This is a genomic window from Lacrimispora xylanisolvens (assembly GCF_002934545.1).
Taxonomy (GTDB): domain Bacteria; phylum Bacillota; class Clostridia; order Lachnospirales; family Lachnospiraceae; genus Lacrimispora; species Lacrimispora xylanisolvens.
On sequence record NZ_PTJA01000001.1, the window covers coordinates 432956 to 455863 of the forward strand.

Genomic DNA, 22908 nt, shown 5'->3' on the forward strand with positions numbered 1-22908 from the left:
GAAAAAGGCTATTTGTGGTTTAAGTACCGGTAAACAGTGGGCTCAGAAACAAAAAGCTGTTTTGCAATTTCAGAGACTGCCCCTTTCATGGTCAGAATCCCCTGTTCATTCAACTGCTTAACAATATGAATCTTTTCTTGTCTGGACATGCGCTGAGGTGAGACTCCCGCGTCTTTCACTGCCTGATTTACAAGGGTGGAAAGCATCTCTTCAACCGGAGTGCTTAAATCTTCCTGTATATCCTTTCTTCCTTCTGTCAGATTATAATGCTTTTTCAAATTGGACAAAGCCAGATCCAATTCATGAATCGCTGTTGTATTACGGTTCACGCAGAGCAGACCGATCAGCCTGTCTTCATTCTTAATAAAATAGGTATTGGATATAAAATTTTTGCTTTTACTCACACCATGATAATTCGTAAGATAATCCTGGGTTTTGTAAATCTGATCTTTTCTGATCTGATTGGCAAGATCAGTCATGGGAGAACCAATCCCCCGTCCGGAGTGATGGCCGTTGGCAACCGCTATTACAGTGCCGCTGTCTGATTTTGACACATCATGAAGCAGAACCTCGCAGCCGGGACCGCACAGGCTGGATAAAAAAGAAACCATTGGTTTATACATTTCTAATAATTCGTTATCTGTCATTATCACTCACATTCCTTTCATACTCTCTTTCATTATAACATTTTTCCATGAAGAATCAATTATGAAACAAAAAAATAAATAATAATTTTGTCACATTGATAAAAATATTGTCAAAACATGAAAAGCGTGATATGATAATTTTACAATCAAAAAGATAAAAAAATTATTAAAAAGGAGGAATGTTTTGTTGCAGAAAAAAGAACTGAGTACTGACAAAGCTCCATCTGCGATTGGACCTTATTCTCAGGCAGTTATGACATCCGGGATGATCTATGTATCGGGACAGCTTCCCATTGATCCATCAACCGGATCATTTGCCGGAGGTGACATTAAGGCCCAGACCAGACAGTCTCTGGAGAATATCCGGGCTGTCTTGGAATCTGCCGGTGGCAGTTTGGAGAATGTGGTGAAAACCACCGTATTACTAAAGGATATTGGGGAGTTTACAGAAATGAATGAGGTTTATGCACAATATTTCACGGGTACCTGCCCTGCCAGAGCGGCATTCCAGGTAGGCAGCCTTCCAAAGGATGCCAGAGTGGAGATTGAGGCGGTCGCAGTATTGTAGTATGTATGAAAACTAATTGATAAGACGATTATGGAGGAGGAAACATAATGGAAGAGCATGGCAAAAAGCTCGGTATGTTAAATATTTTCGGTCTTGGCTTGGGTGGGGCAATTGGTTCAGGTATCTTTGTTTTACTTGGATTTGGAATCGGTTATACAGGCAGATCCATTGTCCTGGTATGTGTCGGCGGATGTTTGTTTATGCTTCTGGCTTATATGTACAATGTAATCATGAGTTCCATGTTTGTATTTAAAGGGGGGGATTACAGCCAGAAAGCGCTGCTGTTTAATCCGACAATGACTGGTTTTTCAGCAACGATGGCTCTGGTAAACAGCATGGCAATGTCAAGCTATGCTCTTGGTATGGTTAACTATATTTCAGCTGTATTTCCCGGAGTAGCGCCGTTTACCCGTCCGGTGGCGGTTCTGATTATGACTCTCTTTTTTGCAAGCACTCTGCGGGGGTCCCGATTTATAACACTTTTAGAAAATGCAATGACAGTAATTTTAATTGGAGCAATTGCAATTTTTGTTATTTTTGGTATGCCTCAGGTAAGACCCGACTATTTTTCCAATGCAGACGGTGGTTTCTTCCATGGAGGCTTTGCTGGTTTTGTCAGTGCAATTGCAATTATGGGCTGGGCCTGCCAGGGAACCACTATGGCACCGGTATCCATGGTTGCAGTTACTGAAAAACCGAAAAAAACCATCCCGCTTGCTATACTCTGGATTACTGTGGCATTAGCTGTAATATATGGGTTGATGAGTATTGTTGCGGCCGGAGTATTGCCCTATGATCAGGTTGCAGGAGCAAATTTAGGAGCAACTGCGAAGGCAATATTCCCCAATAGCATTTATGTTGTGTTTATTTTAGGCGGCGGTGTATTTGCAATTGCGACCAGCTTGTTAGGTGGTATTGCCATGTTCCGTTATCCGCTGATGAAGATTGCAGAAGATGGCTGGCTTCCGCCAGTATTTAAAAAGACGACAAAAGGTGGATTTCCCTGGGTCATTCAGCTTGCCTTTTATTTACTCAGTGTAATGCCAATTCTGCTTGGATTCAGTCTGGATTCCATTATATCACTGGTAATGATTCCATCCATGGTAATGAATGTATATCTTAATATGGCATGTATTACACTGCCGAAAAAATATCCGGACCAGTGGAAAAAATGTGCCCTTCGTATGCCCATACCGGTGTATAATGTTATTTGTGTTCTGTCCGCAGCCTGTGCTGGAGTGGTAGCTTTTAACTTATTTAAAGATTTAAAAGGAAAGGATATCATTGCTTCCCTTGTTATTCTGGCAATATGCGTTGGATTCTCCTTACTTCGTATCCATACCGGAGCAGTGAAAAAGGAGTTTCTGGAGGAAAACAAAAAGGCGATTATCGTTCAGGCACTTGCAGATGATGAGGCGTAAATATATAAAATAAATACAAAGTGTTTGCTGTCACTAAAGTTTACCGTGCCGACGGCGAATTAAGATAAAGGAGGATATTAGCTATGAAATACGATTTTACATCAATTATGGACCGCAGAGGCAAAGATGCCATTGCTGTGGATGGTCTTGGAACTTTACCAGGTTTCGCTCCGGATCTTCCAAAGGAGGGCTATGATACGATTCCGATGTGGGTTGCAGATATGAACTTTCCAACCGTGCCATCCATTTGTGCAACCATTGTGGAACGTGTACAGCACCCGGCATTCGGTTATTTCAGCCCATCAGAGGAATATTACAATGCCATTATAAAGTGGCAGGAGGAGAGAAACGGGGTAACAGGACTGACCAAAGAATGCATCGGATATGAAAACGGTGTACTTGGCGGAGTCATCTCTGTACTGAATGCATTTTCAGCACCTGGCGATGCAGTACTCCTCCATTCCCCTACCTATATTGGTTTTACCATGAGTCTTGAAAATAATGGACGCAAAATCATACATAGTCCATTAAAGCAGGATGAGAACGGCGTATGGCGCATGGACTATGAGGATATGGATAAAAAAATAAAGGCTCATAAGATTCATACCGCTATTTTCTGCAATCCTCACAATCCATGCGGACGAGTATGGGAAAAATGGGAGATTGAAAAAGCAATGGAAGTCTATAAGAATAATGATTGTATCGTTATTTCTGACGAGATCTGGTCCGATCTTATTTTAGACGGAAATAAACATATTCCGGTTCAGTCCGTCAGTGAAGATGCCCGCATGCGTACCATAGCCCTTTATGCACCCAGCAAAACCTTTAACCTGGCAGGGCTGATCGGTTCCTATCATATTATTTATGATCCATATTTAAGAGACCGCGTCCGCGCCCAGAGCAGCAAATCCCATTACAATGACATGAATGTGCTGAGCATGCATGCGTTAATCGGTGCCTATAGATCGGAAGGCGCAGAATGGGTGGATGAGCTGTGCCAGGTGCTCACAAAAAATGTGGATTATGCTTATGACTATATTACAAAGAATTTCAAAGGCGTAAAGCTTTCCAAACCACAGGGAACCTATATGCTGTTTATGGATTGTACGGACTGGTGTAAAGAAAATGGAAAAACCATTGATGAACTGGAAAAGTCCGGCTGGGATGTAGGCGTTGCATGGCAGGATGGCCGCATGTTCCACGGACCATGCTCCATTCGTCTGAATCTGGCTCTTCCTTTCAGCAGAGTTGAGGAAGCAATGAAGCGTCTGAATGAGCATGTTTTTAACGCCAAATAAATTCACAGAAAAACGAGGTGCACAATATGGCAAAAATAGATGTAAATGACAAGATGCGTGATTTTACATTTGATACACCTTTTCGTAAAAATGTCCGGCTCAGTGAGGCAGCAGGCGGAAAGAAACTGGCTCTTGTATTTCTCCGCTATTATGGGTGTACACTGTGCCAGTATGATCTCTCCCAGTATGCGAAAAACTATGAAAAGATCACGGCAGCAGGAGGAGAATTACTGGTGGTACTGCAGAGCGATCCGGATTTATTAAGAGAGGACATGGGAAAAGAAGATATGTTCCCTTTTGAAATCGTCTGTGATCCAAAGGAAGAACTCTACCGGGAGTTTGAGATTCTTCCGGCAGCCAGTAAAAAAGATCTGGCAGGGCTAAAGACCATGGTGAAGGTGGGGAAAGCCATGGCAGCAGGATTCTCTCATGGAAGGTATGAGGGGGACGAACTGCAGCTGCCAGCGGCATTTATCTTATCACCTGACCTTACTGTAACATACGCTCATTATGCGAAGGTAATCGATGATGTTCTGGATGCAGAACAGATTGTGGACATGATGAAGTAATTTATCCAGCTAAGAAATTAATTTTAAAAATTCAGACATGGCAAACGTAATATACCGGTTCTTCTTACTGAAGAAACAGATATTACGTTTGCTTTTTTCTTCGTCAAGCTTGTAATAAATCATATCCGTAAGTGCAGGTGATTTACATAATAGTGTATCGCTGACAAAACAGATCCCCATACCGGAGCAGGCAATGTGATATGCGGTTGACTGCTGATCCAGTTCAAACAGGATATCAGGCTTAAATCCATTTGCTTTACATAAATGGGTTCCCCTTTGCATGGTATCATTATTCGGCTTCAGCATGATAAAGGGATAATCCTTAAATTCCATCAAAGGCACTACAGGAACTTTTGGGTCCTGACATGCATCTGACCGGATCTGTTCCAGAGAAACCTGATATTCCTGAAGGTTTTGATTAATCGGGTATTTTTTGGGAACGGCGATCATTAAATGTTCTTCCCGGTATAAAAAAGTATCAAACTTGGTTTCGCACAGGGTGCTGTTATCTACGATAAAATCCAGTGACCCCAGTAAAAGCTGGGATTCAAGATTGCTGGTATTGTCTTCGATGATGGTTACGTTAATCCCTGGATACTTCTGGTGCAGGCTGGAGATAAGAGGGGGAATGACATAGGAAGTAAATAAATTGCTGCCTCCAATGGTCAGTGTTCCGGTCTGTAAATTCCTGGCATCATCGAGATAATTACGAAAGTCCTGTTCTATTGCCATAATGGATTCTGCTGCCTGTATGTATTTAAGCCCGCACTCCGTCAGCCCCACAGGTGTTATGCTCCGGTCAAAAATCGGCATACCGATTCTGGTTTCAATTCTTTTAATGGTGGAACTTAACGAGGGCTGTGAAATATAGAGATTGTTTGCTGCTTTTGAGAAACTCTTTTCTTTGTAGACCTCATAAACGTATTCTTTTCCAGAAAACATGGCTGCCTCCATATAAATGTAAAGTTATGATAATTATAAATCAATTGATATTTGATTATAGTATAAATGGAATATATACTTATTACAAGAATTACATATCAAACAATTGCAAAAAGTGAGGGTATCCAATGGAATACAGGATGAATGATAAAGAGAAAGAGTATCGTGTGGAAAAAGACATCATAGGTGAGATGAAGGTTTTAAAAAGTGCTTATTATGGCAGTCAGTCCTTAAGGGCAAAAGAAAATTTTCATATTACAGGACTTAACATGCATCCTGAAATTATTAAAAATGTGGTTTATATTAAAAAGGCCGCTGCGATTACCAATTTTGAAGCGGGTCTTCTGGATGAAGCAATCTCCCTGGCAATTGTCCAGGCATGCGATGAATTACTGAAAGGAAGGCTTCTGGAATATTTTATTGTAGATCCCATACAGGGCGGAGCGGGAACTTCCCTGAATATGAATGCCAATGAAGTCATTGCAAACAGAGCCATAGAGATCCTGGGCGGAGAAAAAGGAGACTATAGCCTGGTTAATCCCAATGATCATGTAAACTGCGGACAATCCACCAATGATGTAATTCCTACAGCAGGTAAAATGACATGTTATGTTCTTTTAAAGAAAGCATTAATACAGCTGGAGCGCCTTAAACTGGCATTTGAGGAAAAATCAAAGGAATTTGATCATGTGATTAAAATGGGAAGAACCCAGTTACAGGATGCAGTACCCATTCGTCTGGGGCAGGAATTCCAGGCCTATGCAACGGCTGTCAAAAGGGATATGATCCGCATTGAAAAAGTATTTGAAGAAATAAGATATGTCAATTTAGGCGGAACCGCCATAGGTACCGGAATTAACGCGGATGAACATTATATGAAGCGGATTGTGCCAAAATTAAAAGAAATATCCGGCATAGATTTAATCCAGGCTTCCGATCTGTTTGATGCAACACAAAGCCTGGATTCCTTCGTAGCGGTATCCGGGGCTGTTAAGGCCTGCGCAGTTACCCTCTCAAAAATAGCCAGTGATTTACGGCTGATGTCTTCCGGTCCAAGAACGGGATTTGGAGAAATCAACCTTCCGGCAAGACAGAACGGCTCTTCCATTATGCCAGGAAAAGTAAATCCGGTAATTCCGGAGGTAGTTAATCAGGTGGCTTTCCAAATCATTGGGAATGATCTGACCATAACATTAGCGGCTGAAGCGGGACAGCTGGAGTTAAACGCTTTTGAACCCATTGTGTTTTATTCTCTGTTTCAATCCCTTGATACGTTGACAAATGTGGTAGAGACATTTGTGGATCACTGTATCACCGGCATTACTGCAAATGAGGATCGATGCCGTCAATTAGTAGAAAACAGTGTGGGAGTTATCACTGCTTTATGTCCTCACATCGGTTACAGAGATTCTGCGGAAATTGCGAAGGAGGCCATTCGGACAGGAAGACCAGTGAGGGAGCTGATTATAAAAAAAGGATTGCTGTCTCCGGCAGATGTTAATATAGTTTTGAATCCCATGAATATGACACGACCGGGAATTGCAAAAAAGAGTTGTTAGTTTTAAAGCCACTGCAAAGACAGAACATGCAGTGGCTTTTTTATGGATAACATAAAATGCAAACATATATTTAAAATAACTACAAATATATAGACATAAAACAACAAAAGTGTTATTATTACCATTATATAAGATAGAAGGGAGATGATACTATTTTTTGGGACGCATCAAAGGATGAACTAAAAAACGGGTATATCAAAGAGGGGGAAACATATACCTGTGTTGTCTGCGGGGAAAGCTATCTGGAAGGACGGATCTATGAAAAAGACGGGCTTTTCTATGACGCAGAAAAATCAATGAAAGAGCATATAAAAGAAAAACATGGGTCTATGTTAACCTATATCCTGAATATGAGTTATGGAAATACTGGCATTACCCAGGCACAGCAGAAGGTGCTCCAGCTCATTGCACAGGGGATGTCAGACAGGGAGGTAGCTTCTGCACTGGGCGTTGCTGATTCAACCATTCGAAACCACAAGTATAAATTAAGGGAAAAAGAAAAGCAGGCCAAGGTTTTTCTGGCTATGATGGAACTGCTGTCTGAGCAGACACAAAAGGAGATCAGCCGGCTGGAAGGAAGTGTTCTGCAAGATGCACACAACTCTGCCACCATGGTGGATGACCGCTATAATATAACAGATAAAGAGGTTGAGAGTATCAGAAAAACCTATTTTAATGAAAAGGGCGGTTTAAAGAGCATACCTGCAAGAGAGAAGAAAAAGCTGGTTGTGTTAAGCGAAATTGTAAAGAATTTTGTCCCGGGTAAGCAATATGAAGAGAAGGAATTAAACCGTATCTTAAAAAGAATTTATGATGATAATGCCGCCATTCGAAGAGCGCTTATTGAATATGGCTTTATGGATCGGACGAACGATGGTACTTTCTACTGGGTGAAAGAGTAGGGATAAGCTGTCTGACCCATAGGTTTCGGAATCAAAAAAGGAAAGGATAAAGTATGAAAAAAATAGACTGTCTGGGCGAGATCTGCCCGGTACCAGTAATGAAACTGCAGGCAGTTATGGATTCCATACAAAAAGGAGAAGACTATCTGCTGGTTACAGATCACAGCTGCACCATTTCCAATCTGGAATCCTTTTGCAAAGCCAATAAATTAAGTTACCAGTTGGATGAGGTAATGAATGGAGTATGGGAAATTACCATAACAGCAGGCAGATAGTGCCAGGCAATTCTTCAATAAAAAAAACATATCCTTGTAAAGCTTAAAAACGGGCTTTATAAGGATTTTTTATTTCGCTGGGATGTGAACTCTTTCCCGGAATGGTAACTGACCAATCCGGGAAAGAGTTCACATCCCTTTTTTGATTTATTTTATATATTTGATTCCTGGTCGAACCGTCATCAATAATTCCTCAAAATTTTTAATATTTATTTTGGAATAAATATTGTTCAAATGTTTTTTTAATGTGTTTCCAGAAATAAAAAGCCGCTCAGCCAGATCTTTTCGAGTGACACCATCACAGATGAGCTGCACGATTTCAAATTCCCGGTCTGTCAGATGATAGGTTGACTTATATAAACTTTTGCTCTGATCAAAAGAACTCCTCTGGATTCCCCTTGGAAAAATATCTTTGAAACGCAGGCAGAGATGATGGTTGATGGTCTTAAGAATTGCCATCTCCCGGTCAGAAAAATTGCCTTCTTCTTTTGAACGATAGAGACAGATATTACCGTAGCTGTAGTTATCGGCAACGATATTGGATACGGCACCATAATATGCGTTGATAGGTTCCATCCATTCCTTCATAAAGATGGATTCAGCCATGTACTTTTCAACCACAATGTCCGATTCACGGAAGGTCATCTCCTTGGGTGACACACTGTACCATAGGATGAAATCATAATTAATATATTGTGTGCGGTACAGCTCGATATGAGCAGGAGGGATATCCTTACTCTGATATGAGAAAAATTCAATGTTTTTATTATCATCACTAATCAGACAACTGAAAGAATGGGAATAGGGGATGATTTCCTTCAATTTTTCAATAATCTGACTTAAATCAGGGTATGGCTGGGTGGTGTAAATGAATGCCGTGATTTCGTTGATAATACCCCAGTCTTCCGTTGAAATCATTGTTGATTCTGCCTCTTTATTTGTATTCATAACATTTTCTCCTTGTTCATTATTATACAATGGGTGCTTTAGAAAAGCAATGAGTACTGTGAGTTCTACATAAGGTTCTAGAAGGTAGTATAGAGTTACATCTGGGGGATTAATGACAGATATGCATTCTGGGGGTAATTGAAGGTTATGAAAAGAGGCGTATATAATGAGCTCACAATAAATGATTTGGAACTGTCAAAGGAGGAAAAGTGATGGCAAGAAGAATTGAAGGTTCAACTCCAAAAGCTGATGGATACAGAATGCCTGCAGAGTTTGAAGAGCAGGAATGTATCTGGATACTTTGGCCATGGCGTAATGACAATTACAGACTTGGAGCAAAACCGGCACAGGCGGCTTACGTTGATGTGGCGAGGGCCATTAGTGAATTTGAGATGGTTAATATGCTTGTTCCACCAATCCAGTATGAGAACGCATTGGCTCGCATTGCCCCAATTAACAATGGAAATATCAATATCATTGAGATGACAAATGATGACGCCTGGATTCGTGATACAGGTCCCACATTCCTGGTAAATGATAGGGGTGGTATTCGTGCAGTGGACTGGGGATTCAATGCATATGGCGGTTTAGTCGATGGATTGTATTTCCCATGGCATGAAGATGAGCTGATTGCCCGTAAAGTCTGTGAAATTGCAAACGTGGATACTTATAAACCAAAGAATACGGCAGTTGAGGAGAAAGACTTTATCCTGGAAGGCGGGTCCATTCATGTTGATGGAGAGGGAACCTGTATTGTAACAGAGATGTGTCTTTTGCATGAATCACGGAATCCAGAGATGAGTAAGGAACAGATTGAAGAAAAATTAAAAGAATATCTGAATGTAGAAAAGGTTCTGTGGGTAAAAGATGGTATTGATCCATACGAGACAAATGGCCATATCGATGATGTTGCCTGTTTTGTTCGCCCAGGTGAGGTTATGTGTATTTACACAGATGATGAAAAACATCCATTCTATAAAGAAGCACAAGCCGCTTATCATTTCCTCTCTGAGCAGACAGATGCAAAGGGACGGAAACTCAAAGTACACAAATTATGTGTAACAAAGGAACCATGTTATTTGAAAGATGCAGACACCATTGACTTTTCAGAAGGTGCAATACCACGTGTAGAGGGAGAGATATCCATTGCTTCGTATCTGAATTATCTGATTGTAAACGGCGCAGTCATTCTTCCACAGTATGGAGACGAGAATGATGCACTTGCAATGGAGCAGGTTCAGACAGCATTTCCAGAACGTAAGGTGGTAGGAGTGTACACACCAGAAATTGCATATGGTGGTGGAAATATTCACTGTATTACACAGCAGCAGCCAAAAGCAAAATGATTTTATAAAGGAGAATATATTTATGTACGCAAATGGAGTAAGACATTTTATTAACATTCAGGATTATTCGAAAGATGAAATCATGGGGATTGTTAAGCTTTCAATCGAAATTAAAAAATGTATCAAAGCAGGTTACTATCCACCACTGTTAAAAGGAAAAACACTTGGAATGATCTTTCAGCAGTCATCAACAAGAACAAGAGTATCCTTTGAAACCGCTATGCAGCAGCTGGGTGGACATGCTCAATATCTTGGACCGGGCATGATCCAGCTTGGCGGACATGAAACAATCGGCGATACCGGAAAAGTCCTTTCTCAGTTAATTGATATTGTTATGGCACGTGTGATTGACCATAAGACAATTGTGGAGCTTGGGAATGCCTGTACCATCCCGGTATTAAACGGAATGTCAGACTATAGCCATCCAACACAGGCTATTGCTGATGTTATCACAATGGTTGAACACCTTCCCCAGGGTAAAAAAATTGAAGATATGAAAGTTGTTTATGTTGGTGACGGAACACAGACAGCGGCTTCTCTTGCAACAATCTGTACAAAGATCGGTATGGCATTTGTACACCTTGGTCCGAAGGAATACTGGCTGGAGCACAGTCCATCAGCAGATGCGCTTCCTCATATTCTTGAAAACTGCAAAGAATCTGGCGCAACGTTCCTTGCAACAGAAGACAAAGCTGCTTTATCAGGGGCGGATGTTATCTACACAGACGTTTGGTATGGTCTGTATGAAAATGAAACTCCAAAGGATGTTCGTGTCTCAATCTTTGGTGAATATCAGGTGAATCGGGAACTTATGGCACAGGGAAATATCGGTTGCAAATTTATGCATCCACTGCCAGCAACAAGAAATGAAGATGTTACAGATGAAGTTCTTGATTCTGATTCTTCCCTCTGCTGGCTGGAAGCTGGAAACAGACTTACAGCGATGAGAGGTCTTCTTGTGTATCTGACACAGTACATGAGAAAGCAGGCTCCAACTGAACTTTCTATTGCTGCCGCAAAAGAGTCCTTAGAGAAATTTATGGCTGACAGCGGGATCGAATAATTAAACCAGGAAAATCCCGGAATCTTAACAGTTCCGGGAAATCCATTTTAAGGAGATTAGAATGTCAAAAATCGTAATAGCATTAGGGGGAAATGCGCTTCAATCAAAGAATAGCGCACCTACAGCAGAAGGACAGCTGGAAGTTGTTCGTAAGACATGTGAGTCATTGGCACAGATTTGTGCAGATGGACACGAAATTGCAATCGTGCATGGAAACGGGCCCCAGGTAGGGAGAATTCTTCTTGCATCTGAAACGGCAAAAGATGTCACACCGGCAATGCCGTTTGATGTATGCGGTGCCATGTCACAAGGATACATTGGATATCAGATTCAACAGGCACTGCGATATGCATTAAGGCTTAAAAATATCAATTGTCCGGTACTTACAGTTGCAACACAGATGGTAGTAGACAAAGATGATCCGGCATTTAAAAATCCTACAAAACCAATAGGAGCTTTTTATACAGAAGAAGAGGCAACCGAATTACAGAAAACAAAAGGCTACACCATGAAAGAGGATGCCGGACGTGGCTGGCGACGGGTAGTAGCATCCCCGATTCCTAAGAAAATCATAGAGATTGAGGCTATAAAAAAACTTTGGGATTCTTCTGTAGTGATTTCATGCGGTGGTGGTGGGATTCCTATTGTAGAAAATATGGATGGAAATCTTGAAGGTGTTGCAGCAGTCATCGATAAAGATTTTGCAGCAGAACTGTTATCAGAGGAGGTCGAGGCTGATATTCTGATGATTCTTACAGAAGTGGATAAGGTGGCAATCAATTGGGGCAAAGAAAATCAGGAAAGCATTTCATCTATGAGCTTAAAGAAAGCAACTCAGTACATCGATGAGGGGCAGTTTGCACCTGGAAGTATGCTTCCCAAAGTAGAAGCGGCAATGAAATTTGTTCGGGCTTATCCACAGAAAAAGGCAATTATCACAAGCCTTGAGCATGCAATTGATGCACTGAATGGGGAGACGGGAACAGTAATTACATTTGCCTAAATTGTAATCAGGGGGAGAAGAAAAAGCACATAGAAAAAGATTGGGGAAAATACATATGGAAAGAGAAAAAACTCTGACGCTGGTTGACATGATCGGTATGACGTTATCTGCTTTTGTTTCCATGGAGCTGATTGCATCAATGGCACAGGTAGGCCCATCTGTCATCGTATCATTTATTATTTTAGGCGGCTCCTATTTGTACACACACTGTGTGCTTTGTGCAGAACTTGGAAGTACCTACCCGGAGCAGGGAGGTATTTATTCCTGGGTGAAGAAAGCATTGGGGCCTAAGTGGGCGGGAAGAACAAACTGGTGGTATTGGGTAAACTGTGTGGGGTTTGTTCCATCGGTCATGATTCCGTTTGTTGCAATTTTTAAACAGTTATTCTGGCCGGACATGACACTCACAATGACAATCATGTTAAGTGTGGCAGGAACCTGGATGATTGTGTTATTTAATATTATTCCTCTTAAGGATTCAAAGCATTTAAATAACATTGGTACAGCAGCAAAAATATTATTCTGTCTGTCATTAATCGTGGGTGGTATTTACTATGCAGTAAAAGGAAATGCAGTTGTGTCATTTAATGCAGGGACTATGGTTCCGAAATTCGATTTGACACTGGTCGCTTTGATTCCTGTATTTGTATATGGCCTTACAGGAATGGATGCCGTAGGCTGTGCATCAGAAGAAATGAAAAATCCAAAGAAGGATATGCCAAAGGCATTGATTATATCCTCCCTTGTATCAGTTGGGCTTTATATATTTTCTACAATGGCAGTAGAATTCATTCTTCCGGCAGATGCAATTGACGGAACAACAGGTTTAATTGATGCTATCATGGTCATCTATGGAGGCAGCAAGGTTTTTGTGATTCTCATTGCCATCTGTCTGGCTCTCTTATTTTTCAGCAACGCATTTGCATGGCCGCTGGCAGCAAACAAAGTTATTCTTGAGGCAGCAGAAGCAGGAGAATTTCCAAAAGTATTTGCGGTTAAGAATAAATATGGATCACCTGTTGGGGCATCTGTTATTTTAGGAATAGCAGCTACAGGACTGATTGTGTTCTATGGAATGATTGCAACATCAAATGAGGGATTATTTTGGTCAATTCTTGCATTTACAGGAGTTGTTTACCTGGCGCCCTATGTTTTGCTATCTCTCGCATTTATTAAACTGCGTAAAGCAGATCCAGATAAAGAAAGACCATTCAAGGCACCGGGAAGTAAGTTTGCAATTGCATGTGCAGTGTACCATATGCTTATTTTAATCGGATCCTGTATTTCATTCCTCTTTCCACAGGGGGGCGGAATCATTGGTACAGTTGTAATCCTGGTAAGCCTGATTATTACGCAAATTGTGGGTGAGATTATGATTGCAAGGTCAATTAATACAAAATAAGTTCAATAACAAAATTATTAGCAGATCGTGTCCTTTAATATTTTTTCAATATATTTTATGAGCTTTGCCGATTCAGGAGAAGCAGGAACATCACCAGAACGTTTGATGGAGTAGTAATCATTTTCAAACTCCAGCCCGGGACATTCAATGATGCGAAGCTGCTTATGGTAAAGCTCTTTTTTTATTGCCATATAGGGCAGAAAAGCAAGTCCGAACCCGTTAATTGCCGACAGCTTAATGGATTCCGTGGATTCCAGTGTGTAGGGAATATGAAGTCTGCCGATCTGAATTCCGTTTTTAACCAGAGATTTGTCCAGGAGCTGCCTGGTTTTCTGGTTCTTTACAAGCATCAGCAGAGGATAGTCATAAAGTTCCTCAGAGGACAGCTGGTCCGGAACCTCCATCTTTTCTCCTGCAACCAGACAGAACCGGTCGGTAAATACCTTTTTAGAGGAAAGATTTTTATCCTTTGGTTTGCCGATAATAATCCCCATATCTGCCTGACCTTTCGTTATTTTTTCTTCAATGTTCTGGCTGGACATGACCTCCATCTGAAGGGTGTATTGGGGATAATTGTTCTTTACATGATAAAGGGTACAGGGCAGAGCATAAGAATAGACACAGGGGTTGGCCATAATATGTATGGTTTTATTCTGGTTTTGAGAGTTGGAGATATCAAGAAACATTCGGTCATAAGAAGATGTAATTTCCGTGGCATAATGGGATACGATTTTACCTGTATCAGTAGGAACAACTCCGTTATAATTGCGCTCAAAAAGCCGGGTTCCAATTTCCAGCTCCATGGCCCGAAGCTGCTGGCTTAGTGCAGACTGGCTGATGTTCATTAATTCTGCAGCCTTTGAGATGCTTCCAGTTTCCACTATTTTAATAAACATCTTCAAATTTAGAACGTTCATAAGAATCCCCCTTCTTAAAACTGTTAACTGTTAAAATTCTGTACGTTTCCCCTTGGCCAATTATAACAAATATACGGCATTATGACTAGTGGCAAGATTTATTTGGGTATAAGGATATCTTATACCATATAAAAATCTTGATTAACAGCTTTCCATTTATTATGATATAATTTAACCGTAAAGATCGTTATATAATTATCAATGTAGAAGGGAGGATTCAAGTGTCAGAGACTAATTCAAGTACCGAAACAGGTACACAAAGAGTGCGTAAGCCTAGAAAGCCCAAAAAGAGTCAGATTCCATTTGCGCTGTTGCTTACTGCACTGATCATCGCTTTTGGATTCTATTTGGGGCAGGGGAGTAATAAGCTTCCGGTTTACTGGATTTTTGGTATCGCATTTGGTTATATTCTGCAGCGTTCCAGATTCTGCTTTACAGCAGCGTTCCGTGATCCCTGCATAACAGGTAGCACATCAGTAACGAGAGCTGTCCTGGTGGCAGCTGCTGTATCAAGCGTGGGATTCGTGGCAATTAAGTATGCCAGCGCCATGGGCGGCGGAGATTCCAATTTAAACATGGCGGGGGTATCCCCCATCGGTCTGCCGTTAATGATCGGAGCCGTTTTATTTGGAATCGGTATGGTAATTGCAGGAGGCTGTGCTTCCGGAACATTAATGCGTGTAGGAGAGGGTTTCCTTATGCAGATGCTGTCACTGGTATTTTTTATTGCAGGTTCCGTATGGGGTGCTCATGACATGGGATTCTGGGGCAAATTAAATACCAATGCTCCAAAGATATTTTTACCTGACGTGTTTGGCTGGTTTGGAGCAATTGTGGTTCAGGGCCTGATTATTGTATTGCTCTACATAGCTGCTGTGAAATGGCAGCAGAAGAAAATGGGAAGTATTGAATAAATTTTATTTGAAGGAGATAAAAAATGGCTGAATTTACACTGGATTGTTTAGGCGAGGCTTGTCCTGTACCGTTAATGAAAACAGAAAAAAAGATGAGTGAGTTATCTGTAGGAGATGTGCTGGTTGTTTCCATCGACCACAGCTGTGCAATGAAGAATGTACCTGAATGGGCAAGAAAACAGGGACACAATGTTGAAATTGAAGAAGTAGATGACGGTGAATGGGAAATCGTTATTGAGAAAGCAAAATAATAACCGCTTTGAAAGTAGGTGAATGAATTGAAAGAGTTTTTTATTAAACTGGGTGATCATCCGATTTACAAAAAACTGTTAAAGGAACCTTTAACCTATGTGGCGGGAGCCGTTTTACTTTCCGTTTTCCAGATTGCTCATTTCACAGTATTTGGAAAAGGCTGGGGAGTAACAAGTACATTTGCTGTCTGGGGAACCTGGGTTTATAACGCACTGGGCGGAGATGCAGGCAGCTGGGCCTATTATGCATCAGAAAAGATGCAGCAGGAGCTTCATACCAGTTTTCTGACAGACGGCGGTTCCATCCGAAATCTTGGCATTATTTTCGGAGCATTGGCGGCGACCTTATTTGCATCACAGTTTAAAATAAAGAAGATTAAAACCCTGCGTCAGGTAGTGGCAGCTATCCTGGGCGGTCTGCTTATGGGATACGGAGCAAGGCTTGCAAACGGCTGTAACATCGGAGCATTGTTTACCGCAATTGCCTCCTTCTCCTTATCCGGCTGGGTATTTGGAGCGTTCCTTCTGGTGGGAGCATTTATCGGAAGCAAATTACTGGCAAAATATTTTATGTAATGGATGGAGCAATCAGAAATGATTGCTCCAATCCTTTAGAAAGGATCTTATTACCATGGAAAAGAAGACATTACAGTATGATGTAGTCATCATTGGCGGCGGTGCGGCTGGTTTAACTGCCGGTATCTATTGCGGCAGGGCAAAATTAAAGACACTGATTATTGAAAAGACTCTGGTGGGAGGACTGGCAACGTATACCAATGAGATTGAAAACTATCCTGGTTTCCCGGAAGGAGCCACCGGTCTTGGACTGATGGATCTGTTTCATAAGCAGGCTAAAAAATTCGGAGTGGACTTTAAATTAACTGATGTAAGAAGCGTATCTCTTGAGGGAGATATAAAAAAAGTGGAAACCTTCCGCAATATTTTTGAGGCAAAGGCAGTAATCATAGCAAGCGGTGGAAAGCCTCGTCTGACCGGTGCAAAGAATGAGGAACTGTATCTATATGATAAAGGTATCTCTTTCTGCGCCACCTGCGATGCTGCGGCCAACACGGGAAAAACCGTTATGGTAATCGGCAGCGGAGATGCAGCCATTGAAGAGGGGATGTTCTTAACCAAATTTGCGGATAAGGTGATTGTTTCCGTCATGCATGAGAAGGGAAAGATGGACTGTAATGAAATAGCAAAGGCTCAGGCACTTGCCAATCCCAAAATGGAATTTATGTGGAATACAGTTGTGGACAGCTTTGAGGGAGAGGAAAGACTTGGCACGGTTGTCTTAAAAAATGTAAAGACGGAAGAAAAAATTCCGGTAACCGTTGACAGCTGCTTCTTATTTATTGGCTATCTGCCTAATACCGAGATATTTAAGGGTATGCTGGATATGAACCGTGGTGGTTATTTAATTACCAATGAGCGGATGGAAACCAATATACCCGGAGTTTATGCAGTCGGTGATGTCCGGGATAAATTCTTAAAGCAGGTTGCAACTGCAGTGGGAGACGGAGCCGTAGCAGGCTATGGTGCTGAAAAATATCTTTCTGAGTGTGAGATATTTGAGCAGCAGATTATGAATGAAGGAAAGCCTTCTCTGGTCTATATCTATAATGCAGTTGATGCAGATTCCAGAGAACTTCTATCTGTATTCAAAGAATTTGAGCAGAACCACAGGAATATACGGGTATCCTGTATTGACATCTATAAATCGGACGGACTTGCAAAACGCCTTGGTGTTTCAAATGGTCCCTGCGCAGTATGGATTAAGGACTGTAAGATACAGGAGAAGATTGACAGCGAAATCACAAAGGAACAGATTGAGAGTATTTGTAAATAGGTTAATAAATTTATAAGTGATCCCCAGCCAGGTGCCATCAGGTGCCTGTCAGGGGATTTTCTGTTTTATCCCACGGGATATGTGAGTTAGTCACGGATAATAATAAAATAAGTTTTATAATGAAAATAAGCTTAACAAATATCTGGAACTACTAGAGGAGATCATAATATGTTTGAATTTTTAAAAAGAAGTACAGGAAAAGTAATTCACGTAAATGATTTGGACCCGCTTATTGGCAGCATTGAGTTAATTGATATTCGGGAACCATTTGAATTTAAAAGCGGAACCATGAGAACAGCAAAAAATATCCCCATGGGCAGCTTAATCAATAACCCGGAAAAATATTTAATAAAGGACAAAACCTACTATATTATGTGCCAGTCCGGTGCAAGAAGCAAACGTACCTGCAGCTCTCTTTTAAAAAAGGGCTTTGATGTAGTAAATGTAGCCGGCGGAATAGGCTCCTACGTTGGTACAAAGAGAAAATAAAAAATGTCAGCTTCCGGTTTCATTTTCAGGGCTCTGAAATGGAACCGGATTTTTTTGCCTGTCTTTAGAAAAATCTCTTCTGTTAATCCCTTTGAAAGCATCATATAATGAAAATAAGTTTCATAGTTTTCGTCTCATATTGAAACTATAATACAAACCCGCTAGAATGAGATTCAATACAACTGCAAAGTGCATGGAATCCCTTCAGGCTTTTTAGAAAGGAACAGAGAATGAAAGGTCTGCTTGTAAGAATTGATGACTATGTTCAAAATGCCGGAGAGGCCGAAAAACAACTGATCAGCCGGCTTCAGAGAAATCCGGAATCTGTGTTAAGGAAGACCATTAAGGAGATTGCAAAAGAAACCTACACTTCCCCCGCAACCATTGTCCGGCTGTGTAAAAAGCTGGGCTGCAAAGGTTATAAAGACTTTCAGAGTACTCTTGCCTACGAGGTGGCTTTATTTCGGGAAAGCCGGGACATTGCATTTCAGAAGATTACCCAGAAGGACACGGTGGAAGACATTATTTACAAGGTAACAAAGAAAAACATCGAGTCACTGGAAACAACAAGAAAGCTTCTGGAACCTAAGACGATCACTTCCTGTGTGAAGCTTTTGGAAACCAGCAGAACCGTTTCCCTGTTTGGACTTGGCACCTCACTTCTGGTGGCAAGGGATTTATATCTTAAGCTTTTAAGGGCAGATGTGATCTGCAATTTATGTGATGACTGGCATGCCCAGTTTTTAACAGCAAGAAATTTACGAGCCGGAGATGTGGCAATTGTTATCAGCTATTCCGGTCTGACAGAAGAAATGCTTCAGTGCGCCAAAGAAGCAAAGGCCAATGGTGCAAAGGTAATTGCCATTACCAGGGCTGTAGAGTCAAAGCTTGCGGCAGAAGCAGATTATGTTTTGCCTGTAGCTGCGACGGAGCTTATTCACAGAAGCGGAGCCATGTCTTCCAGAATTTCCCAGCTGAATGTGGTAGATGTGCTGTTTACTGCTTACGTAAATCGGAATTACGAGTTCTGCATGAACCAGTTTGGCAGAACCCATATACAGAAGGACGGAGGAACATAAAAGATGATTGATTTATCAAAACTGACAACCGAGTCAAGAAACCCGGATACTATGGGGTTAGACGAGATGACTCCCACTCAAATTGCCCGGATTATGAACCAGGAGGATGGTGCTGTTATTAAGGCAATCGGGGATGTAATCCCTCAGATCGCACAGGCGATTGAATGGGCGACGGAAAGCCTGAAATCAGGAGGCAGAATCATCTATGTGGGAGCGGGAACATCAGGCCGCCTGGGAGTACTTGATGCAGTGGAATGTCCTCCTACCTTTGGCGTGCCGCCACAGATGGTTGTGGGTCTGATTGCAGGAGGTGAAAAAGCATTCGTAGAGGCAGTGGAAGGCGCGGAAGACAGTGAAACCCTGTGCAAAGAGGAATTAAAAGCCATCTGGCTGTCAAAGGAAGATATCGTAATAGGTCTTGCTGCATCCGGCAGAACGCCTTATGTCATTCATGGACTCCGGTATGCACGTTCCATTGGCTGTAAAACCGTAGCCATTTCATGCAACAGGAATTCTGACATTGGAAAGGAAGCAATGTTAGCCATTGAACCGGTCACCGGACCGGAAGTACTTACCGGCTCCACCAGACTGAAAGCAGGAACTGCTCAGAAAATGGTTTTAAACATGATATCAACCGGAAGCATGATTGGAATCGGAAAGGTCTATCAGAATTTAATGGTGGATGTCAGACAGAGCAATGAAAAGCTGGTAGTGAGATCACAAAATATTGTGATGACTGCAACCGGGTGTGAGAGAGAGGAAGCAAAAGAGGTACTGGAACAGGCAGACGGTCATGTGAAAACAGCAGTAATTATGATTTTATCTGATTGTGATGCCAGCGAAGCGAGAGAAAAGCTGTTAAAAGCAGGCGGGAATGTCCGTCAGGCTTTGAAATAGAATAAGAAAGGGGGCTTTGGTTTACCAGCTAAGCCGGAACTATAAAATTATCATTAAAGGAGGAGAACAATGGATTACAAGCAAGTCAGTGAAGAACTGTTATCACTGTTGGGAGGAAAAACCAACATTACATCCAATGCTGCATGTATGACAAGGCTTCGCATCGGGGTGAAAGATTTATCAAAAGTGGATTTAGAGCAGTTAAAGAAGGTGGAGGGAGTTCTTGGCGTAGTAGAAAGCAATACCCTTCAGATCGTCTTTGGTCCTGGCAAGGTAAACAAAGTGTTAGAAGAATTTTATAAGCTTACAGGACTTCCCAAAGGTCAGGCAGATGACGGGGAGAATGGTGCAGATATTAATACAGTTACAAGAGAAAACAAAGAACTGCAAAAGGCAAAATACGACAAACCAGTTCAGAGATTCTTAAAGAAAATTGCCAATATTTTCGTAGCACTTCTGCCAGGAATCATCGCAGCAGGTTTAATTAACGGTATCTGCAATGTTATCAATGTTTCTACACACGGAGCACTTGCAGGAGTTTGGTGGTTCGCCTGCATCAGAACCATGGGCTGGGCTTTGTTTGCCTACCTTCCTATTCTGGTAGGTTACAATGCAGCAAGAGAGTTCGGTGGCTCCGGAGCACTGGGCGCCATTGCAGGAGCGATGTCCATAGCCAATGCAGGCATGCCGCTTCTTGCAACCATTAATGAAAAGCAGATTCTTCTGCCAATTACCAACGCCCCGTTTAACCCCGCTTCCGGAGGTCTTTTAGCAGCGTTAATTGCAGGTATGTTTTTTGCAGAACTGGAGAAACGGATCAGAAAGCACATGCCGGATTTAATTGATACCTTTATCAGTCCTCTTCTGGTGCTGATCATTGGCGGAATTGTTGCTTTGTTAGTTATTCAGCCGCTGGGAGCCGGACTGACCAAGGTGATCTTTGCAGTATTAAGCTTTGCATATGAGAAAATGGGAGTTGTAGGCGGTTATATTCTTTCTGCGGGCTTCCTCCCTCTGGTAGCAGTTGGACTGCATCAGGCACTGACGCCCATTCATGCCATGTTAAATGACCCGGCTGGTGCCACAGGCGGCATCAATTATCTGCTCCCCATCTTAATGATGGCAGGAGGCGGTCAGGTTGGAGCCGGAATTGCTCTTTATGTGAAAACAAAAAACAAGAAATTAAAAAGATACATAAGAGACTCCATACCAGTAGGAATTCTTGGAATCGGAGAACCAATGATGTACGCAGTTACCCTGCCTCTTGGCAGATCATTTTTAACTGCCTGTATCGGCAGCGGCTTCGGAGGAGCGCTGGCAGCTCTTCTTCATCTGGGAACTGTTTCCCAGGGAGTTTCCGGTCTGTTCGGGCTTCTCATTGTAAAACCGGGCCAGCAGCTGTCCTTTATACTGGCTATGCTGGTAGCTTACGCAGGCGGATTTTTAGTAACTTACTTCTTTGGCGTAGATGAAAACAGAATCAATGAGGTATACGGAGAGGAATAATGAAAACTGGAATTTCCATTTACTTCTCCAGCGGTATGGAGAAGAATGAAACACTGATTAAAAAAGCGGTAAAAAACGGAGTCACCTATGCATTTACCTCTCTCCACATACCGGAAGAGACAGGGGTGGATTATGGCAGGAGCATCAGGCAGCTTTTAGACTGCTGCAGGGAAGAAAAATTAAACCTGATTGCAGATGTGGGACCGGAAACCTATGAAAAGCTGGGTGTTGCCAGCATGGAAGAATTAAAATCCTTAGGAATCACCCATGTCAGGCTGGATTATGGCTTTTCCCCCAGGGAAGTGGTTGAAATATCCAAACACTTTTATGTTGTTTTTAATGCCTCCACCATTATGGAGGAGGAACTTTTGGAATGGAAGCAGTGTGGGGCTGATTTTACTAAATTTGCAGCCTGCCATAACTTTTATCCCAAACAGTTTACCGCCTTGTCTTTAAGACAGGTGAGGGAAATCAACAACCGTTTAAAGTATCTGGGATTTACAACCATGGCATTTGTGCCGGGTAACTTGACGCTCAGAGGACCGCTTTTTGAAGGATTACCAACCGTGGAAGACCACAGAAGCCGAATGGATGAGGTGGCTTATAACATGCTGGAGCTTTCCATGGAGGGAGGCTGTGATGTGGTGCTGGTTGGAGATGTGGACATCAGAGAGAAGGACTGGGAAGCTGTAAAATGCATCAGTCAGGGTTATGTGGAACTGAGGACCGACTTATTACCAGGCTACGAATTTGTCAGAGATCAGATTCATCATGACAGGCCCGATTCCAGTGAATATCTGTTCCGCTCCCAGGAATCCAGATTGTATCAACAGGTGATTGAAGCGGAAGAAAGAGAAAACGGGATGCCGATCAGAAAAGCAGGAAGTATCTCCATCTCTAATAAAAAATATTTGAGGTATATGGGGGAGCTTGAAATTGCACGTGTGGATCTTCCCATGGATGAACGTTTGAATGTAATCGGGCAGATAAAGGAAAAGGATATGAAATATCTAACGTACGTTCAGAAAGGTTTTGGAGTTAAGCTGATATTAGATTGAGG

General features: G+C 41.9%; 24 protein-coding genes. 20 read left to right on the forward strand and 4 right to left on the reverse strand.

The window, feature by feature from the left end; all coding sequences use genetic code 11:
• Positions 1-8: 8 nt before the first annotated feature.
• Positions 9-647: a helix-turn-helix transcriptional regulator gene (locus tag BXY41_RS02090; protein ID WP_104434063.1), complete on the reverse strand. Its 639-nt coding sequence runs from the start codon at positions 645-647 to the stop codon at positions 9-11.
• 187 nt (positions 648-834) lie between these two features.
• Here BXY41_RS02090 and BXY41_RS02095 point away from each other — a divergent pair, with 187 nt between their 5' ends.
• From BXY41_RS02095 to BXY41_RS02110, 4 genes are all read left to right on the forward strand, one after another.
• Positions 835-1215, forward strand: coding sequence for a RidA family protein (locus BXY41_RS02095; protein WP_104434065.1), 381 nt, complete (start codon positions 835-837; stop codon positions 1213-1215).
• A gap of 47 nt (positions 1216-1262) precedes the next feature.
• The gene (locus BXY41_RS02100) at positions 1263-2636 is read left to right on the forward strand and encodes an APC family permease (RefSeq protein WP_104434067.1); all 1374 of its coding nucleotides are present in this window, start codon (positions 1263-1265) and stop codon (positions 2634-2636) included.
• Positions 2637-2719: 83 nt separating this feature from the next.
• Positions 2720-3934, forward strand: a complete 1215-nt coding sequence (locus BXY41_RS02105; RefSeq protein ID WP_104434069.1) for a MalY/PatB family protein — start codon at positions 2720-2722, stop codon at positions 3932-3934.
• Positions 3935-3960: 26 nt separating this feature from the next.
• Positions 3961-4503: a peroxiredoxin-like family protein gene (locus tag BXY41_RS02110; RefSeq protein ID WP_104434071.1), complete on the forward strand. Its 543-nt coding sequence runs from the start codon at positions 3961-3963 to the stop codon at positions 4501-4503.
• A gap of 9 nt (positions 4504-4512) precedes the next feature.
• On the opposite strand, the gene BXY41_RS02115 is transcribed toward BXY41_RS02110, so the two are convergent.
• Entirely contained in the window at positions 4513-5445 is a 933-nt protein-coding gene (locus BXY41_RS02115; protein WP_104434073.1) for a LysR family transcriptional regulator, read from the reverse strand.
• 128 nt (positions 5446-5573) lie between these two features.
• Between BXY41_RS02115 and BXY41_RS02120 the strand changes: the two genes are divergently transcribed.
• The 3 genes from BXY41_RS02120 (at position 5574) to BXY41_RS02130 (ending at position 8181) form a co-directional block, all read left to right on the forward strand.
• Complete coding sequence (locus BXY41_RS02120) at positions 5574-7004, forward strand: aspartate ammonia-lyase (RefSeq protein WP_242980015.1); 1431 nt, start codon at positions 5574-5576, stop codon at positions 7002-7004.
• Between the two features lie 296 nt (positions 7005-7300).
• Positions 7301-7906, forward strand: a complete 606-nt coding sequence (locus BXY41_RS02125) for a DUF2087 domain-containing protein (RefSeq protein WP_341457782.1) — start codon at positions 7301-7303, stop codon at positions 7904-7906.
• A 53-nt stretch (positions 7907-7959) separates the two neighbouring features.
• Positions 7960-8181, forward strand: a complete 222-nt coding sequence (locus BXY41_RS02130) for a sulfurtransferase TusA family protein (RefSeq protein ID WP_104434078.1) — start codon at positions 7960-7962, stop codon at positions 8179-8181.
• Between the two features lie 147 nt (positions 8182-8328).
• Here the strand turns inward: BXY41_RS02130 and BXY41_RS02135 are convergent, their stop codons facing one another.
• Positions 8329-9129: a response regulator transcription factor gene (locus BXY41_RS02135; protein WP_104434080.1), complete on the reverse strand. Its 801-nt coding sequence runs from the start codon at positions 9127-9129 to the stop codon at positions 8329-8331.
• Positions 9130-9341: 212 nt separating this feature from the next.
• On the opposite strand from BXY41_RS02135, the gene aguA reads away from it, so the two are divergent.
• From aguA to BXY41_RS02155, 4 genes are all read left to right on the forward strand, one after another.
• Positions 9342-10475, forward strand: a complete 1134-nt coding sequence (aguA, locus tag BXY41_RS02140) for an agmatine deiminase (RefSeq protein WP_104434082.1) — start codon at positions 9342-9344, stop codon at positions 10473-10475.
• A 22-nt stretch (positions 10476-10497) separates the two neighbouring features.
• Positions 10498-11538 (forward strand): ornithine carbamoyltransferase, encoded by a 1041-nt coding sequence (argF, locus tag BXY41_RS02145; RefSeq protein ID WP_104434084.1) that lies wholly within the window; start codon positions 10498-10500, stop codon positions 11536-11538.
• Between the two features lie 61 nt (positions 11539-11599).
• On the forward strand, positions 11600-12541 hold the full coding sequence (gene arcC, locus BXY41_RS02150) for a carbamate kinase (RefSeq protein WP_104434086.1): 942 nt from the start codon (positions 11600-11602) through the stop codon (positions 12539-12541).
• Positions 12542-12596: 55 nt separating this feature from the next.
• Positions 12597-13943 (forward strand): APC family permease, encoded by a 1347-nt coding sequence (locus BXY41_RS02155; protein WP_104434088.1) that lies wholly within the window; start codon positions 12597-12599, stop codon positions 13941-13943.
• A 17-nt stretch (positions 13944-13960) separates the two neighbouring features.
• Here BXY41_RS02155 and BXY41_RS02160 read toward each other — a convergent pair whose 3' ends face one another.
• Positions 13961-14860: a LysR family transcriptional regulator gene (locus BXY41_RS02160; protein ID WP_104434090.1), complete on the reverse strand. Its 900-nt coding sequence runs from the start codon at positions 14858-14860 to the stop codon at positions 13961-13963.
• A gap of 221 nt (positions 14861-15081) precedes the next feature.
• Here BXY41_RS02160 and BXY41_RS02165 point away from each other — a divergent pair, with 221 nt between their 5' ends.
• The 9 genes from BXY41_RS02165 to BXY41_RS02205 all read left to right on the forward strand — a co-directional run bounded on the left by BXY41_RS02165 (position 15082) and on the right by BXY41_RS02205 (position 22906).
• Complete coding sequence (locus BXY41_RS02165; RefSeq protein WP_170072148.1) at positions 15082-15774, forward strand: YeeE/YedE thiosulfate transporter family protein; 693 nt, start codon at positions 15082-15084, stop codon at positions 15772-15774.
• Between the two features lie 23 nt (positions 15775-15797).
• Positions 15798-16025, forward strand: coding sequence for a sulfurtransferase TusA family protein (locus BXY41_RS02170; protein WP_104434092.1), 228 nt, complete (start codon positions 15798-15800; stop codon positions 16023-16025).
• Positions 16026-16043: 18 nt separating this feature from the next.
• Entirely contained in the window at positions 16044-16601 is a 558-nt protein-coding gene (locus BXY41_RS02175; protein ID WP_341457783.1) for a YeeE/YedE thiosulfate transporter family protein, read from the forward strand.
• A 55-nt stretch (positions 16602-16656) separates the two neighbouring features.
• Positions 16657-17877 carry an FAD-dependent oxidoreductase gene (locus BXY41_RS02180; protein ID WP_104434094.1) on the forward strand — a complete coding sequence of 407 codons (1221 nt, stop codon included), beginning with the start codon at positions 16657-16659 and terminating at the stop codon, positions 17875-17877.
• A 168-nt stretch (positions 17878-18045) separates the two neighbouring features.
• Positions 18046-18366 carry a rhodanese-like domain-containing protein gene (locus BXY41_RS02185; protein WP_104434096.1) on the forward strand — a complete coding sequence of 107 codons (321 nt, stop codon included), beginning with the start codon at positions 18046-18048 and terminating at the stop codon, positions 18364-18366.
• 230 nt (positions 18367-18596) lie between these two features.
• Positions 18597-19445, forward strand: coding sequence for a MurR/RpiR family transcriptional regulator (locus BXY41_RS02190; RefSeq protein WP_104434098.1), 849 nt, complete (start codon positions 18597-18599; stop codon positions 19443-19445).
• Between the two features lie 3 nt (positions 19446-19448).
• Positions 19449-20342, forward strand: coding sequence for an N-acetylmuramic acid 6-phosphate etherase (gene murQ / locus BXY41_RS02195; RefSeq protein WP_104434100.1), 894 nt, complete (start codon positions 19449-19451; stop codon positions 20340-20342).
• A 69-nt stretch (positions 20343-20411) separates the two neighbouring features.
• Positions 20412-21848 (forward strand): PTS transporter subunit EIIC, encoded by a 1437-nt coding sequence (locus BXY41_RS02200; RefSeq protein WP_104434102.1) that lies wholly within the window; start codon positions 20412-20414, stop codon positions 21846-21848.
• A complete protein-coding gene (locus BXY41_RS02205) occupies positions 21848-22906 on the forward strand; it encodes a MupG family TIM beta-alpha barrel fold protein (RefSeq protein ID WP_104434104.1) in 1059 nt (352 codons plus the stop codon). Before BXY41_RS02200 ends, BXY41_RS02205 begins: the two co-directional genes overlap by 1 nt.
• Positions 22907-22908 lie beyond the last annotated feature (2 nt).